Raw genomic sequence first — 17204 nt, 5'->3', positions numbered from 1 at the left:
TATCACCCAAAACCTAGCGCCTTGCCAACATCTTTTGATTCAGTGTATTCTTCGATACCTCCTGAAATACCTTCAAATCCGACTTGGGCAAAAGTCATTACTGTTCCGACCTTATCAAGTACTTTGACAGCCTTACCTAAAAACTTAGCATTTCCGATCTTATGGCTAACAACTTGTAAACTAAACAGTTCCTTTGGGGTATGAGAATGTTCAATCATTTGATTATATTGTTTAGAAAATAGTTTTTCATCGTTATTTTCATAACCTCTAAATTTAATCTCTTGAACATTTTCTCTATTAAAAAAGAAAACATTGTCAGGAGTCATCATTCCTTGAGGAATCAAAACCGCACCATAGTCATAATAGATTTCTTCATCATTTTCAACGACTATACTTGCTCTTGCAATAATTACCAACTCTGTGCCATCTCCATTTCTTAATGTAACGACACTGCCTAACGGCAAAATTTCTTCAGCCATATTCTATTCCTTTTCACTTACAAATTAATCTTTAGCCATGGATTCCTTACCCCATTTAATCTCTCGCTTTTGGTATTTACCTACAAGATTCATGAAACGTATTGGATTATTTTGCCAGATTAGAAGTACCAAACTGAAAGGCATAATCCCCAATAATGATAGCATTATTATTTCACTACCAATACTCGAACTATTCAAAATTAACGGCAAAATCGTATTTTGAAATATAGGGAAACAAGCAATATTTACTAAAAATATCATCGATACAAAAAGCCAACAAACTACTATTTTACCAGTTGTCACCTTTTTATCACTAAAATTACGCCAGATTAGATTATTATAAACTGCTACCCTAAAGTTCTGTCGGTTGGTAGGTTGTGCTTGTTGAACATTTTTATAAAGTGCTCTCTCTAAAAGCCATACCATACCAATAAATTCAAAGAGCCAAGCAAACCCTAAAAAAATCAAAGTTCCATAGCTATAACGACCTCCAAATGGGTTGGCAACCGTAAAAAAACTAGTCCCACCGCCTACGATAAGAAAACCCACCAATAGAGGGATAAAGCGGTTAACCTTACCCGCTCCTTCTGTATTGAGCAGTTGACTTTTGGGAGCTGACAGAGCTAATTTCCTCTCCGTATCAAAATAAACTGCACCATTTTCAGACTCACCAATATAAATAATTTTTCTTAAAAACATATACTCACCATAAAGCCCAGTTATCCCCTTCCAAATCATTACGTACTAAACCATCGTATAGTGTATTCACTATACCTCCAAACACATAACCTGCGGCAGCTTGAAGCGGGAGTTGGACCAGATCTGGTCATCCACCACACCAGATGGCTTTATACCTTTCTTGAGGTTTTTGAAAAATAGCATAGCTGCTCACATCGTTTCGAAACAGAAATAAAGTAAAGCATTTCTAGTTCCATCTCATCCTCCAGCTCCGCTTTAGACCTAGTATAGCTTAGCTTCTTATGTATCAAGGAAAAATCTACCTTCCCATTATACCAAAAAATCCAGACAAGGTAACCCTGTCTGGACTTAAAACTCTACTCTGGCACAACAACCTTCAAACGAATATCTGTCGGCTGTAGAACTTTTTGAACTTGCACAAGGAAAGCAAGACCGTTATCCGACGGAGCATACTGGAAAGTAAGATTGATAACTTTTTCTGTAAAGTCATCCCCGTAGCTGTCCACATACTGCTTACTTTCGATAAAGTGGATGTAGTTGTTCAGCTTTTCTTGCAATAACTGTAAATGAATAATTTCTGTTTCTTCCTGCCACTTGATTGGGTCTAGAAGCAAGAGTTCCAAATGTTCTTCAACTATTCCTAAGCTGTCAATTTTACTAGTCTGTAATACTGTTTCAATTGCTTGTTTCAATAATTTCGTAAACTCATACTCTGAAAAGAGAGTCTTTGAAATAGTCGGGGTCTTAAGAATTTGCTCTGGAAACTGTCTTAAGAAATTTCTATCCAATTCGTCTTGACTCTTATCTGGCCAATGGCCTGTCATTAAGTAAATTTTTACTTCATAGGCATCTTGAGGCGACTCAAAAGCTCTTTCCATAAGTTCTTTAGAAATAGGATAGATGACCTCTCGGTCTTGAAATCCGCCAGTCATAAAGTGCATCTCATATTTGCCATTTTCTTCATAGACAATAAAATTATTCCCTCTATGTGTAATTACGTTAGATTCATTATAATGCTCTAACTCATCCTCTTCTGGCCAGCGCCCATGCTCTACATAAAACATGACCTCTTTCCCGTCTTTAGATGTTAACAGAGCTTTTTTTACTAAATCTTCATCTATTGGATAAGAGAATCGTTCTCGCCCACGATACCAATTAATGCTATATTGCCCATTTAATTCATATATTATAAAGTCAGTCCCTCGTAACACTTTCATATATATCTGACCTTTCTATTTGAATACTTCGTCTATTGTATAATCCGACTCACTAAGTTGATCAATCACTGCCTCAGGAATCCCTCCCTGTGTGTAGCCTCCAGGTTCCCACAAACCTTGCCAAGCTCCAGGCTCGTTACCAGAAGGCATCCGGAGGTTTTTTTAGCGCTGAATATCAATAACAACTGGATTATCTCCTAGTACCCCTGTTCTAATCCCAATAGTTCCTCTAGAACTCTTGGATTACCATTAGATGCCCTTACAGCTTTTTCATAAACAAATTTAGGCATTACATAATGACCGTCAGGATGGCCTATCGTCGCACCATAATTTTGCACCCCATAATCATATGATTCAAAGCTCATAACTTTCACCGCTCCATCATCGAACATAGCAAGATGAGTTGCAATTTCTTCTACTGAATAAACATGGTGAGGTGACGGACGGCTCCCGTTCTTCGTACTAACCAAGCCATCTTCAACCTGTTTTGAAAGATTGATATGAGGCAATTGCTCCATCTCAGCTTTAAAGTCATGTATAGAATAGACGGTATTCGATGAGCCTATCGTCACATTCCCCGTCTTCTGCGACACGACATCAATCCGTGTGCCCTTAGGTATCTCAACACCGCCGACAAAGTCGCCCTTGCCTGCGCCGACAATGGTGCCGCCGTACTTGGACAGGTCTTCCAAGAGGTTCTGACGACTGATTTTCAAACCATTCTGGGCAGTTGTGTATTCCTGAATGCGGATGTTGCCTGCCTCATCAAAGCCAATCGCATCAACTCGTATCTTCTGCTCAACGCCATCAACCGTCATCTTGATCGTGATGTTATTCTCGACCTTGCTGGCGATTTTACCAAACTCAACCGTTTGTAAGTCCACAAAGTCCTGACCCTGACGAGCGTTGAGCTGATTTTGGCTTGGGCTTGAGACTTCAATGTGAGAAAGTTGGCTTTGGAGTCCCTTAACAGAGCCCTCTACAATTCCAAGAGAGTCGATGGATAAATCTAAATATGCTTTTCATTTAAATTAAAACTAAAAACTATTTTTCGATATAGTCTATCTATTGCCTCAGATTCCATATCAAATTCATCCCATACCCAGAATTCTTGACGCTCACTCACCTCATATACTTTATATTTTTGTGATTCCTCATCAAAATAGTAGCCCAGAGTAAATTGCCCACCAAATTTTCTTCCTGGCATAATAGTAAATGCCCCTATTTCAGATTGATGAGCTTCCACAAAATTCAGTAATTCTTGCTTTGTCATTTATTTTCCTCAAGCTCTAATTCAATAATAGACTTCTGTTCCAGACTTGGTAAAGTATCATCGGGAAGGATGGTCTCAACCCGAGTTACGTAGGCAGAAGCAAAACCGAATACAACCACAATAATCGCAACCGAATAAACTAGAAAAACCCTTTTTAGAAAGGCACTAGAAACTGAGTAGCCCTTTGTCGAATACTGTTTCAGCTCAGGTTGTTTTTTCTCTAAGATATTTTTGGAAAAAACATAGGGTCTGACTGCACTCATCAACACAGATAGAAACACCATCGTCACAAGTGAATTGTACATTTGTGTTCTCGCCCCAATCGCTGTAATATAAAACATACTTGAAAACAAGAAAACTCCAAAAACAATAAATAGAAGCAAGGATACCTGAGCATCCTTCTTCAGTTGTAAAAACTCTTCTACTGTCATTTTTTCTATTTTCATTTTATTCCCTTATTTACCTTGCCGATCCTACTAGTTATAATTACAACTCTATTATATCAAAAAGACGGCCTCTTGCGAAGTCGTCAATCTTGCTAATTTGCTTATACTTTTATATTGCCTGTGTCATAAAGCTACGGCTTTCTAACACCTTAATCATAGCTTCTGCTGTATCAAGGGCTGTAAAGAGTGGGATTCCTCCTTCAATAGCAGAGCTTCGAATGACTTGACCGTCACCATCCGCCACCCGTTTTTTACCAACCGTATTGATAATCGCCTGAACCTTACCTGCTCGAACAAGACTTGGAATATCTTGATAAGCAGCATCGCCCAATTTGCCAACAGTTGTCACGGATAGTCCCTTATCAGCCAGATAGGTAGCTGTACCTGCCGTAGCCAGCAGACCATAGCCTAGTTCATGGAAGCGTTGGGCAAGTCCAAGAGCTTCTTCCTTGTCTTCATCCGCAATGGTAAAGACTACATTACCATACTCAGACAGGTGTTGATAGCTTGCTTCAAAAGCCTTATACAGTGCTTTTTCCAACGTCAAGTCTGACCCCATAATCTCACCGGTTGACTTCATCTCTGGTCCTAACAAACTGTCAACTTTAGCCAATTTTGTAAATGAGAATACTGGTGCCTTAACGTGCACTTGCTTGCTCTCAGGATAAAGACCGTCTTGGTAACCAAGTTCCGCAAGGCTTTGTCCCAAAATCAATTTGGTTGCAACCTGAGCCATTGGAATGTCTGTGACTTTGGACAAGAATGGCACCGTACGACTGGCACGAGGATTAACCTCAATGACATAGACCGTTTCATCCTTGATGACAAACTGGATATTCATCATACCGATGCAGTTAAGACCGATTGCCAATCGTTTAGTGCAGTCTGCAATAGTCGCCTGTACCTCTTTAGACAAGGTTTGTGGGGGATAAACTGCCATAGAGTCACCTGAGTGAACCCCTGCGCGCTCGATATGCTCCATAATCCCTGGAATCAAGACATCCTTACCATCTGAAATAGCATCAACCTCACACTCACGACCGACGATATAAGAATCCACCAAAACAGGATGTTCTGGCGAAGCCTTGACCGCCGTTCTCATATAGGAACGTAAGTCTGCTTCATTTTCGACAATCTCCATTGCACGACCGCCCAAGACATAAGAGGGACGAACAAGCACCGGGAACCCAATTTTGCGGGCCGCTTCTAGAGCTTCCTCTTCATTGGTTGCGGTTTGGCCTGGTGGCTGTGGAATACCTAGGTCTTTCAGGGATTTTTCAAACAAATCCCTGTCTTCTGCTCGGTCCAAGTCTTCCACTTGTGTCCCCAAGATTGGAATGCCTGCTTTGGCCAATGGCTCTGCCAAATTGATGGCCGTCTGGCCACCGAACTGAACGATAACCCCTTTTGGTTTCTCAAGGTCAATCACATTCAAAACATCTTCCAAGGTTAAGGGCTCGAAGTAAAGCTTGTCCGAAACCGAGAAGTCTGTTGACACCGTTTCAGGGTTTGAGTTCATAATGATGGCTTCGTAGCCAGCGGCCTGAATAGCTTTTACAGAATGCACCGTCGCATAGTCAAACTCCACACCCTGACCGATACGAATTGGTCCAGAACCAAGCACCAAAACAGATTCTTTTTCCGAACGGATTGACTCATTTTCCCACTCATAAGTTGAATAGAAATAAGGTGTTGAACTTTCGAACTCAGCCGCACAAGTGTCCACCATCTTGTAAACGGGTACAATCTTGTGGTCTGTTCTCAGTTGACGGATGTAGGATTCAGTTCTGCCCCAGAGTTCTGCAATCTTGCGGTCTGCAAATCCGTATTTCTTGGCTTTTTTCAATAAGTTGATATTATCGTGATTGATTGCCAATTCCTGTTCGATTTCCAAGATGTGTAATAGCTTGTCGAGGAAGAAGACATCAATTTTGGTCAACTGAGCCAATTCTTCTACTGTATAGCCACGGCGAAGGGCTTCAGAGAGATAGAAGAGTCGGTCATCTTGAGCCTTGACAATCTTTTCAACCAATTCATCATCTGTCACTTGACTGAGTTCAGGCATTTCATTGTGATAGACACCGATTTCCAAGGAACGGCAGGCCTTGAGTAGGCTTTCTTCAATGTTACGACCGATGGCCATGACCTCGCCAGTTGCCTTCATCTGCGTTCCAAGGCGGCGCTCCCCTTTTTCAAACTTATCAAATGGGAAACGTGGAATTTTTGCCACAACGTAGTCAAGAGCAGGTTCAAACATGGCATAGGTTGTTCCAGTAACAGGGTTCACCATTTCATCCAAGGTCAAGCCAACCGCAATTTTTGCTGCCAATTTGGCAATAGGATAACCTGTCGCTTTCGATGCCAAGGCAGATGAACGAGAAACCCGTGGGTTTACTTCGATGACATAGTATTTGAAACTATGTGGATCCAGCGCCAACTGCACATTACAGCCACCTTCGATTTTGAGGGCACGAATAATGCTGAGGCTGGCATCACGCAGCATCTGGTTTTCAATATCCGAAAGTGTTTGTGTTGGGGCAAATACGATAGAATCCCCTGTATGAATTCCTACAGGATCAAAGTTTTCCATGTTACATACGACCAAGGCATTGTCAGCTGCATCACGCATGACTTCGTATTCGATTTCCTTGAAACCTGCAATGGAACGCTCAATCAAACACTGGGTTACTGGCGACAATTTCAGACCATTTTCCGCAATTTCACGCAGTTCTTCTTCATTGGCACACATACCACCGCCAGTACCACCCAGCGTGAAGGCTGGACGAACAATGACAGGATAACCAATCTCCTTAGCAAATGCCAAAGCCTCGTCAACTGTCGTCACAATGGTTGATTCAGGAATGGGTTGCTCGAGGTCTTCCATGAGTTGTTTGAAGAGGTCGCGGTCCTCTGCCTGATCAATTGCAGACAGTTTAGTTCCCAACAACTCAACTCCAAGCTCATCTAAAATACCAGCCTTAGACAATTCCATGGCCATATTGAGACCAGTCTGACCACCAAGAGTTGGCAAGAGAGCATCTGGACGCTCTTTCCGTAAAATCCGTGTGACAAATTCAAGCGTAATCGGCTCAATATAAACCTTGTCTGCTATTTCCTTGTCTGTCATAATGGTCGCAGGGTTTGAATTGACCAAGACAACACTATAACCTTCTTCCTTCAAAGCCAAACAAGCCTGAGTCCCAGCATAATCAAACTCCGCAGCCTGACCGATAATAATCGGACCAGACCCAATCACCATAATTTTCTTAATATCTGTACGTTTTGGCATAATGTATGATACAAAGCCCGTTAAGAGGACAAAGCTAAAATAGGAAACGCGACGCTGATGCTTCAAGCATCAAGACGACGTTTATCTTTTTCGCACAGTCCTTAGGGCGTGTTCGAATAGGAAAATCAAATCTTATTCGAACCTGTATCTTCTCCTTTCTATTCGTCGCCTCTCTGAGCGACATTAAATAAGATAAGTCCGACGCAGTAAGGTTTAGCTCGATATTAGGTAAACCTTACGGCTAGTGTCAGAGTTAGCAAAGGTCCCATAGGACTTTGCGTAGAAGGACACATGCGTTAGCATGAAGTCCGACTTGCTCTGACCGACGTGAGAAAATGGATTCGACATTAATCCATTTTCTAGCTAGTGCAAGGGATAGCCTGACCTCCATAGAGGCAGGCGTAGGGAAATGAGTTGCTTGCAACCATTGACCTGTCCCTTGCCTTTCTATTCGTCAACTCACAGGTTGACATTAAATAACTGACATTCGGCAATAAAGTGTTTTCTAAATTGTAAACAATAGATTTATTATCTTGCCTGGAAGCCATCCATCAAATCCATAAATTCATCAAAGAGATAGCTAGCATCATGTGGACCAGGTGCTGCATCCGGATGGAATTGAACAGAGAAACCTGGGTGGTACTTGTGACGTACCCCTTCAACTGATTTGTCATTGATTTCCTCATGTGTAATCATCAAACACTCTGGCAAATCTTCACGAGCAACAGCATAACCGTGGTTCTGACTGGTAAAATCTACTCGACCAGTCGCAATTTCACGAACCGCATGGTTAAATCCTCGATGCCCGAACTTCATCTTGTAAGTTGTAGCACCATTGGCCTTGGCGAAGAGTTGGTGCCCCATACAGATACCAAAAATTGGAATTTTTCCAAGAATGCCCCGAATCATGTCCAAAGCTTCTGGAACATCATCTGGGTTACCAGGACCGTTTGACAGCATGACACCGTCTGGATTAAGAGCCAATATTTCTTCTGCTGTCGTATCGTAAGGAACAACCGTCACATTGCAATCGCGTTTTGCTAATTCACGAAGAATCGAATGTTTCAAGCCAAAATCAACCAGCACAACACTACGGCCAATTCCAGGCGCAGGATAGGCTGTTTTGGTAGATACTTGCTGGATGTTGTTGGTTGGCAAAACGGTCGCCCTCAGCTGATCCGTCAAATGCTCAACGGAATCACCAACATTTGCTAAGGTGGCCTTCATGGTACCGTGTTTGCGAATAATTTTAGTCAAGGCGCGTGTATCAATTCCAGAAATAGCTGGAATTTTCTTAGCCTTTAAAAATTCATCCAAAGTCATCTGGTTACGCCAGTTACTTGCCCTACGAGCCCATTCACTAACCACAACCCCCTTACAGGTCGGATTAATGGATTCATAATCATCTCGATTGATCCCGTAATTTCCAACTAAAGGATAGGTAAAGGTTAAAATCTGACCATTATAGGACTGGTCTGTGATTGATTCCTGATAACCAGTCATTCCAGTCGAGAAAACCAACTCACCAGTCACATCAATATCAGCACCAAAGGCCTCACCTTCAAAAATAGTACCATCTTCCAAAATTAAACGTCTTTTTGACATAATAATAAGATATTAAGGGCGTTAAACGGACACAGTCAAAATAGGAGTTTGACCAAGAACGTTTGCGTTCGAGGAAAAACTATCTTTTTGACCCAGTCCGTAGCCCGAATTCAGTTACAAATCCGAGCAACAGAACACCCCTTCTCCTTTCTATTCGTCGCCTCTCTGAGCGACATTAAATAAGATAAGTCCGACGCCGTAAGGTTTAGCTCGATATTAGGTAAACCTTACGGCTAGTGTCAGAGGTAGCAAAGGTCCCATAGGACTTTGCGTAGAAGGACACATGCCTTGCATGTAGTCCGACTTGCTCTGACCGACGTGAGAAAATGGATTCGATAATAATCCATTTTCGAGCTAGTGCAAGGAATAGCCTGACCTCCATAGAGGCAGGCGTAGGGAAATGAGTTGCTTGCAACCATTGACCAGTCCCTTGCCTTTCTATTCGTCGCCTCTATTGGCGACATTAAGTAAGATAAGTCTAATAAATTCTTAAGCCTTACCATTAACAATGGCTTCCAAAATCGCCATCCGGACAAATACACCATTCTGCATTTGTCGGACGATGCGTGATTTTGGTGCCTCTACTAAATGGTCATCAATTTCTACATCACGATTGACAGGGGCTGGGTGCATGACAATAGCCCTATCTTTCAAACGTTTGTAACGTTCCTCTGTCAAACCATGAAGGCGATTGTAGGTTTCTTTCGAAAAACCACCATCACCATCATGGCGCTCGTGTTGCACACGAAGCAACATCAAGACATCTACTTTCTCAACAATATCATCAATATTCAAATGTTGACCATAAACATCAAATTCCTCTGCATACCACTCTTCTGGTCCAGCAAAGTAAATTTCAGCGCCCAAACGCTTCAAAATTTGCATATTGGACTTGGCAACCCGTGAGTGTGTAATATCACCAGCAATGGCAATCTTCAAGCCCTCAAAGGTTCCAAATTCTTCATATATAGTCATCAAGTCAAGCAAGGATTGGCTTGGGTGTTGCCCAGAACCGTCACCACCATTGACAATAGAAGTCTGAATGGTAGGGCTATCAATCAACTGCTTGTAGTAATCTACTTCAGAGTGACGAATGACACAGATGTCGACCCCCAAGGCTGACATGGTCAAAATTGTATCATACAAGGTTTCACCCTTATTGACCGAACTGGTACGCGCATCAAAGTCAATCATACCCATATCCAAACGAAGCTCTGCCATTTCAAAAGACTTGTGGGTCCTAGTCGAATCCTCAAAGAATAGGTTGGAAGCATAATACTTCCTATCCAACTCTACCCGCTCCCCATTTTTGAAAGCAATTCCTCTCTGAATAAGCCCGAGCACTTCCTCATTTGAAAGAGTTTCCATAGTAACCAAGTGTTTGAGTGAAACTTTACCATTTGTAATTGTCATGACGATACCTGCCTTTATGATATAGATGTAGAATATTGAGTTGAAAAATAAACGACTAAGCTCCCTCGACTAGGAGGACAGAATCCTGACCATCGATTTCAGCCATGTGAACGATGATTTCTTCCGAACGGCTAGTCGGAATGTTCTTCCCAACATAGTCCGCTCGAATAGGTAACTCCCTGTGCCCACGGTCAACTAGCACAGCCAGACTAACGCGAGCTGGTCGCCCCAAGGAAACTACGTTGTCAATAGCCGCACGAATGGTTCGCCCAGTATAAAGCACATCATCTACCAAAATAACATCACGGTCATTCACATCAGCAGTCATGTTTGTCGTATCTTCTTCGACTTTTACATCATCACGGAAAGGCTTGGTATCCAGTTCACCCAGTGGAACATCAATCCCCTCTAACTGTTTCAGCCTTTCCTGAATACGCTTGGCAATAAATACCCCACGGGTTTTTATACCTGCCAGAACAATATTATCCAAATTTTTGTTCCGCTCGATAATTTCATAGGTGATACGGGTGATGGCCCGTTTCATGGTCATATCGTCAACGATTTCTTTTGTCTTCATAAAGACCTCCAAAAAATATAGAAAAAAGTCCCCTTTTTCAAGGAGACTATGAAAATATAGGCTAGTATATAGACTAACCTGCTTAACACGTTGCTCCTTGTCTGCCTCTCTGGACAGGATTTAAAGGATTGATTAAGCAAAGTATAGCACAATTTTTCTACCTAGACAAATTCTTACAGTAAAAAAATTGACAATCTTCGGATTTTGCTGAGAATGTTACTTGTTTAGCAGACCACGACGGACAGTAACGGATTTTACACCAGTCAAAACAAATCCAAAAACCAGATAGGCTACGAAAATCGTGCCTGCATAGGTCAGTACATAAGGCCATCCATATTTGGGAACATTGAGGAAGAAATAGGCAAAGGGACTGTCCTTAGCATCAGGGATAGGAATTTTGATAAAAAGACCATTAACAAGCCCAAAAATCATGTAGAGAACTGGCAAAAGTGTCCACCAAATCGGGTCAAACCACTTGTACTGTTGCTGACGGTCGACAAGTAGGGTATCTAACAAGAAATAAATCGGAACAATATAGTGGCATAGCATGTTTTCCACTCGCCAAAAATCATCTGCAAGAGGTGCCAACATCAAGTGATAGACCACACAGGTAATCATAATAGACATGGTTACCGCAGCCTTTATACGAAGAAAACGAGGAGCCTGTAAATCCTCACCCTTCTTCATGGCAAGCACCATATAAACCGCAAAGACAGATACCAAGAGGTTTGAAAGCACCGTATAGTACATAAGCATACCGATACCGTACTTTACAATCTCCAAGACCGTTCCTGTAATAGCCAAAACTGCCAACAAGCACCGACTATAGAATAAAATAGTTTGACTCTTCATATTATCCTTTCAAAGACGACAAAAGACTGGATTGACCAGTCCTTTCTCTTAGATTTTTTTCACAAATTCTGATTTTAACTTCATGGCACCAAAACCATCGATTTTACAGTCAATATTGTGGTCACCCTCAACGATACGGATACCTTTCACGCGTGTACCTTGTTTCAAGTCTTTAGGCGCACCCTTGACTTTCAAGTCCTTAATCAGAGTTACCGTGTCGCCATCCGCCAAACGATTACCGTTCGCATCAATTGCAACAGGTCCACTTTCTTCCTCAGCTAGATCCGCTGGGTTCCACTCATAAGCACACTCAGGGCAGACCAAAAGGGCGCCGTCTTCATAGACATACTCAGAATGACATTTTGGACAATTTGGTAAAGTTTCCATATTTTTTCATACTCCTTACATTTTTATCGTCTACTAGTATAGCATTTGTTGGGAAAATGGGCAAGATGAACAGGTTTTCATCAGCCATTTGACTGACGCAGTTTTTCAAGCGTTTCTTGGAAAATAGCTGGCGCTTCTGCCGTAAACTCCACTACTTCCCCAGTTCTCGGATGGGTAAATCCAAGCGTTCTGGCATGAAGAAACTGACCATGTCCCTTTAGGGTCTTTCTAGGACCGTAGGCCTCATCCCCTGCTACTGGATGACCGATATAAGCCATGTGAACACGTATTTGATGTGTCCGACCGGTTTCCAAGGTCAATTCTAACAAGGTATAATCCCCAAAACGCTCCAAAACTTGAAAACGTGTCACAGCTTCTTTCCCTTTGGCTGTAACAGCCTGTTTCTTGCGGTCTTTCTCAGAACGCCCAATCGGTGCCTCAATCATTCCACGGTCATTTGGCAGGTTTCCATGAACAATTGCCCAATATTTACGAAGCGACTTTTTGTCTTTTAATTCAGCAGCCAGCTTGGTATGAGCATCATCGTTTTTAGCAATCATGAGCAAGCCAGATGTATCCTTGTCAATCCGATGGACAATTCCAGGTCGAAGAACACCATTGATGCCTGATAAATCCTTGACATGATGCAAAAGAGCATTGACCAGTGTACCAGATGTGTGGCCCGCAGATGGGTGAACAACCATCCCTTGAGGTTTATTGACCACAGCCACATCCGCATCCTGATAGACAATTTCTAAGGGAATGTCTTCCGCTACATAGTCAATTTCTTCTACTTCTGGCACCTGATAGGTTAGGATGTCACCAGCCTGCACACTATATTTGGCTTTTTTGGGTTGTCCATTAACCAAAACCTGACCATTTTTAATCTGTTCATTGGCAACTGAACGGGACAAATCTGTCAAATCCGCCAAGGCCTTGTCCAAACGAATGCCACCAATCTCAACTCTTACTTCCATTACTCTCTTCTTTCATGATACAAATAAACAAAATACCAACACCGACAGACAAACACATATCCGCCACATTAAATACTGGGAAACTGATAAAATCCAAGTGGAACATATCCACTACATAACCAAGACGAATTCGATCAATAAAATTCCCCAGAGCTCCAGCAATCATCAAAGCCAGGCTAAACAAGGTCCATAGGTTACCCTTGATTTGCTTCACATAATACCAAATCAAACCGGTCACAGCTACAATTGTTACAATCGTGAAAAACCACTGCTGATTTTGTAAGATGGACCAAGCCGCTCCATAATTGCGTAAATAGGCCAAACTCATAAATCCTGGAAGAAATGGCTCAACCGTATCTAATTCAATATTGGCAACTGTCCAAGCCTTAACAAGCTGGTCAACAGCTATCAAAATAACTGCCAGAATTGGAAATCCAAACTTTCTCATACTAACCTTTCTTCGCATCAAAATATTGATGCATCATTTCAATAAAATCTAAAGCACATTGGCTTAATTCTCCATCAGCTCGTTTGACATAGACCATGCGATTATCAATTTGATCTTTAATTGGAATGACCGTAATCCCGTTCACACTTTCACTATCTAGGAAGCCAGAGCCTGTCGCATAGGCATCGGTCCGCTCCAAAATGCCATTCAAAGTTGCTCGGTCAGTTACATCAAAAGTAACAGACGAGTCTGACGTATCAATCAAATTTTCAGAGTAGTAAAGATAAGCTTCTTTTTCCTGAGTAAATCGAACCGTCGGAAGACCAACTAAATCATTCAACTCAACCTCAGACTTGCTTGTCAAAGGATGGTCTTTACGGACATAGATATGGGTCTGAAAGGCTATCAGGTCCTCCACTTCTAACTTGAGCTTTTCCAATTTCTGCATAATGCCTTTTGTATTGCGACCATTCAGATAAATAATCCCTAGTTCGCTATATCCTTGGGCCACTTCATCTAAAATTTGAACTGTTGTTGATTCAAAAATTCGAAGGTTTTTATACTGAGGATGCTCCTTAGAGAATGTTGTAATTAAAGGTGGCAAGAAATCATAATGCTGGCTGGAAATAGAAAAGATTTTCTCACCTTCTTCAGCTTGTAAATAGCGATTTTCAAACTGGTCAAAGCCCTTAACCAAGGCTTGAGCTTTTTCATAAAAATCCATGCCTTCTTTGGTTAGAAAGGTTCCCGAACTGGTCCGATTAAAAATCTGAAAACCAATCTCTTTTTCCAAGTCACGAATGGAAATGGACAGACTAGGCTGGGACACATACATTTTCTCTGCCGCCTCTCGAAATGTACCACTGTTTGCAATGGCAACAACATACCGTAATTGTTGAATATTCATTATCTTGCCCTTTCTCAATTCTTATTTTTCTATTATAACACAGATTCGATGCAACACGATGAGTAAATTCCATTAGTCTCACCGTTCCTAATGTCAATTTACTGGTCAATACGTCTACTATAATGTTCTTGGGTATCAAAACAAAAAAAACAGGCCTTCCGAAATCTCGGAAAGCCTATTGTTAAGCCATTTTCAGACTTATTTTGCGATTGGGTAAACAGATACTTGTTTCTTATCGCGACCTTTACGTTCGAAGCGTACAACGCCTTCTACTTTAGCGTAAAGAGTGTCATCTCCACCACGACCTACGTTAGCTCCTGGGTAGATTTTAGTACCACGTTGGCGGTAAAGGATTGAACCACCTGATACAGTTTGGCCGTCAGCAGCTTTCGCACCAAGGCGTTTCGCTTGTGAATCACGACCGTTTGACGTTGAACCTCCACCTTTTTTGTGGGCCATAAATTGCAAGTTAGCAAGATTCAAGTTTAACATATGTTATTCCTCCGAATTTCTGTAATGATTGCTTCAAGCTACGCGATTAAGCGTTGATAGCGTTGATAACAACTTTTGTGTAAGGTTGACGGTGACCTTGTTTGCGGTGGCTACCTTTTTTAGGTTTGTACTTGAAGGTAACAACTTTTTTCTGTTTACCTTGTTTTTCAACAGTACCAACAACAGTAGCGCCTGCTACGAGTGGAGTACCCACAACAGTTTTCTCACCACCAACAAGAACTACTTCTTCGAAAGTAACTTCTTGACCTGCTTCAACGTTCAATTTTTCAACGTAGATAGCTTGACCGACTTCAACTTTAACTTGTTTGCCGCCAGTTTTAATGATTGCGTATGTGCTCATTATGCACCTCCTATGATTTTTGGGCCTTGCCCGAATTTAATGTGAAGACTCGCCTAGTACCGTGGGACGAACCACTTAAACGGTAGTCGTGCGGTTGCACAGGGTGTGCATAGTCAACACTCCTATTATAACAAAAACACCTGCAAATGCAAGTGTTTTGTATCATTTTTTTACATTTCAAAAACTTCGCTCTCCTGCTTGTTTGGCAAGAAAAGTGAAAGAACGATTCCGACAAGAGCAGGCAATAACCATGCTAATGATTGTCCGGCCAATGGCAGAGCTGAAATGATTGTTGAAATAGCTTTCCAACCAAATTGACCTGCCAAAACTTCTACCAATGACAAAGCTGTTACTAGGCCAACTGTCAACTGCATACCATATTTTGAAAGCGGTACAAATTTGTTGACAATGGTAATTAAAACAATACAGATAGTAATTGGATACAGAATCAAAAGAACTGGAATAGAGAAGGCAATAATCTTACTCAAACCAAGATTGGCAATCCCAAAACCAATCAAGGTAAAGACAGTCGCATATACTTTGTAGCTAAAACGTGGAAAACGCTCAGCGAAAAATTCACCAGAAGACACAATCAAACCAGCTGTTGTAGTGAAGCAGGTTACGATAACCATCGCAGCCAAGAAAATCTGTGCACTTGGTCCAAAGATGGCTTGGGTTGCTTGAGATAAAACATAGACACCCTTGTTCGTATCTGATGCCAAAACATCTGCTGGCACTGGGAAGTGATTTCCAAGGAAGGCCAAACCAACATAGAGTGCTGAGAAAGCCAAGGCTACAATAAGGCCTACTGACCAAATTGTAGAAACATATTCCTTTTTGCTTGAAAAACCAAGTTGTTTCAAGGTATTAACAGCTACCACACTAAAGGCGATAGAGGCAAGAGCATCCAAAGTGTTATATCCTTCAATAAATCCTGTACCAAAAGCCTGTCCAGCTGAGTAAGCTTCTGCTGCTGGCAGAGGACTGGTCGAACCATACTTGATAGCTCCTAGAACAACCAAAATAACAATCAAAATAGCGAATACTGGAGTTAAAATTCGTCCAATACTATTCAAAATCTGAGAAGGATTAAGGGCAATCAGGTAGGCTGCCACAAAGTAGAGAGCTGTAAAACCAAATAACCAAATTCCAAGGTTTGCTTCACCCAACAATGGTGCAATACCAATTTCAAAGGACGTTGTAGCCGTACGCGGAATGGCAAAGAATGGACCAATGGCCAAATACAAGGCAACAAGATAAACCGTTGCAAAGGCAGGCGAAATCTTGCGTGAAATCTCATGTGCATAGCCTTTGGGGTTCAATGTTCCGACAATCAAGGCAATGACTGCAATACCGACACCTGATACAACGAATCCTAAAATAGCTGGCCAGAAATTCTCACCAGATAAGACACCGAGTGCAGGCGGGAAAATCAAGTTTCCTGCACCAAAAAACATACCAAACAGGAGTAGACCTGTTAAGGCTCCTTTTTTCATAACTCCTCCTTTGTTAGAAAAAATATTTGTTAAAAACTATTATACCACACAAATCTTGCTTTTCCGAGCAAGTTGCAAAAAATCCAGCTTTCGCTAGATTTTCATTATATTTCTGAAAAATATTTTTGTTTCCTTACAATAAATTAGCAATCAAACTACCCACTTCATCCTGCACTTTTTCTTTCGGTGTGATTTCAGTGATAATAATCCTTGCTACAGCTCGTTCCACCAAACCTTCTACATCCATGCGGGCTTCGTATTGCTCGACATTTTTGATTTTAGGGTT

The 17204-nt window shown here is 41.6% G+C and carries 18 protein-coding genes, 1 pseudogene and 1 other annotated feature; all 19 genes and pseudogenes read right to left on the bottom strand.

The window, feature by feature from the left end:
* Window positions 1-2 precede the first annotated feature (2 nt).
* Window positions 3-479 carry a DUF4176 domain-containing protein gene (locus C1G53_RS13310; RefSeq protein WP_238139104.1) on the bottom strand — a complete coding sequence of 159 codons (477 nt, stop codon included), beginning with the start codon at window positions 477-479 and terminating at the stop codon, window positions 3-5.
* A 24-nt stretch (window positions 480-503) separates the two neighbouring features.
* A complete protein-coding gene (locus tag C1G53_RS04485; RefSeq protein ID WP_105117840.1) occupies window positions 504-1178 on the bottom strand; it encodes a hypothetical protein in 675 nt (224 codons plus the stop codon).
* Between the two features lie 356 nt (window positions 1179-1534).
* Window positions 1535-2395, bottom strand: a complete 861-nt coding sequence (locus tag C1G53_RS04480; protein WP_202821172.1) for a DUF6572 domain-containing protein — start codon at window positions 2393-2395, stop codon at window positions 1535-1537.
* Between the two features lie 197 nt (window positions 2396-2592).
* Entirely contained in the window at window positions 2593-3279 is a 687-nt protein-coding gene (locus C1G53_RS04475; protein WP_105117838.1) for a hypothetical protein, read from the bottom strand.
* Between the two features lie 125 nt (window positions 3280-3404).
* Entirely contained in the window at window positions 3405-3668 is a 264-nt protein-coding gene (locus C1G53_RS04470; RefSeq protein WP_105117837.1) for a hypothetical protein, read from the bottom strand.
* Window positions 3665-4114 (bottom strand): hypothetical protein, encoded by a 450-nt coding sequence (locus C1G53_RS04465; protein WP_105117836.1) that lies wholly within the window; start codon window positions 4112-4114, stop codon window positions 3665-3667. Before C1G53_RS04465 ends, C1G53_RS04470 begins: the two co-directional genes overlap by 4 nt.
* A 109-nt stretch (window positions 4115-4223) precedes the next feature.
* Entirely contained in the window at window positions 4224-7403 is a 3180-nt protein-coding gene (gene carB, locus C1G53_RS04460; RefSeq protein ID WP_105118119.1) for a carbamoyl-phosphate synthase large subunit, read from the bottom strand.
* 528 nt (window positions 7404-7931) lie between these two features.
* Window positions 7932-9008, bottom strand: a complete 1077-nt coding sequence (locus C1G53_RS04455) for a carbamoyl phosphate synthase small subunit (protein ID WP_105117835.1) — start codon at window positions 9006-9008, stop codon at window positions 7932-7934.
* 489 nt (window positions 9009-9497) lie between these two features.
* Window positions 9498-10421: an aspartate carbamoyltransferase catalytic subunit gene (locus C1G53_RS04450; RefSeq protein ID WP_105117834.1), complete on the bottom strand. Its 924-nt coding sequence runs from the start codon at window positions 10419-10421 to the stop codon at window positions 9498-9500.
* Between the two features lie 55 nt (window positions 10422-10476).
* The gene (gene pyrR / locus C1G53_RS04445) at window positions 10477-10998 is read right to left on the bottom strand and encodes a bifunctional pyr operon transcriptional regulator/uracil phosphoribosyltransferase PyrR (RefSeq protein ID WP_105117833.1); all 522 of its coding nucleotides are present in this window, start codon (window positions 10996-10998) and stop codon (window positions 10477-10479) included.
* Between the two features lie 216 nt (window positions 10999-11214).
* Entirely contained in the window at window positions 11215-11850 is a 636-nt protein-coding gene (locus C1G53_RS04440; protein WP_105117832.1) for a Pr6Pr family membrane protein, read from the bottom strand.
* A 48-nt stretch (window positions 11851-11898) separates the two neighbouring features.
* Window positions 11899-12237, bottom strand: coding sequence for a zinc ribbon domain-containing protein YjdM (locus tag C1G53_RS04435; protein ID WP_105117831.1), 339 nt, complete (start codon window positions 12235-12237; stop codon window positions 11899-11901).
* A gap of 80 nt (window positions 12238-12317) precedes the next feature.
* Entirely contained in the window at window positions 12318-13214 is an 897-nt protein-coding gene (locus tag C1G53_RS04430; RefSeq protein WP_105117830.1) for an RluA family pseudouridine synthase, read from the bottom strand.
* A complete protein-coding gene (gene lspA, locus C1G53_RS04425) occupies window positions 13198-13662 on the bottom strand; it encodes a signal peptidase II (RefSeq protein ID WP_105117829.1) in 465 nt (154 codons plus the stop codon). Before lspA ends, C1G53_RS04430 begins: the two co-directional genes overlap by 17 nt.
* 1 nt (window position 13663) lies before the next feature.
* Window positions 13664-14569: a LysR family transcriptional regulator gene (locus C1G53_RS04420; RefSeq protein WP_105117828.1), complete on the bottom strand. Its 906-nt coding sequence runs from the start codon at window positions 14567-14569 to the stop codon at window positions 13664-13666.
* Window positions 14570-14767: 198 nt separating this feature from the next.
* Window positions 14768-15061 (bottom strand): 50S ribosomal protein L27, encoded by a 294-nt coding sequence (gene rpmA / locus C1G53_RS04415; protein WP_009909754.1) that lies wholly within the window; start codon window positions 15059-15061, stop codon window positions 14768-14770.
* 46 nt (window positions 15062-15107) lie between these two features.
* Complete coding sequence (gene rplU / locus C1G53_RS04410; RefSeq protein ID WP_002941330.1) at window positions 15108-15422, bottom strand: 50S ribosomal protein L21; 315 nt, start codon at window positions 15420-15422, stop codon at window positions 15108-15110.
* Between the two features lie 35 nt (window positions 15423-15457).
* Window positions 15458-15528: a sequence feature (ribosomal protein L21 leader region), on the bottom strand.
* 64 nt (window positions 15529-15592) lie between these two features.
* Window positions 15593-16918, bottom strand: coding sequence for a branched-chain amino acid transport system II carrier protein (gene brnQ, locus C1G53_RS04405; protein ID WP_105117827.1), 1326 nt, complete (start codon window positions 16916-16918; stop codon window positions 15593-15595).
* A gap of 133 nt (window positions 16919-17051) precedes the next feature.
* A pseudogene (locus C1G53_RS04400) lies at window positions 17052-17204 on the bottom strand (tRNA 4-thiouridine(8) synthase ThiI); the annotation flags it as partial.

The sequence above is a fragment of the Streptococcus suis genome (genome assembly GCF_002960445.1).
In the GTDB taxonomy this organism is placed as follows: domain Bacteria; phylum Bacillota; class Bacilli; order Lactobacillales; family Streptococcaceae; genus Streptococcus; species Streptococcus hyiners.
This window is presented reverse-complemented; position numbering and strand designations above follow the sequence as displayed.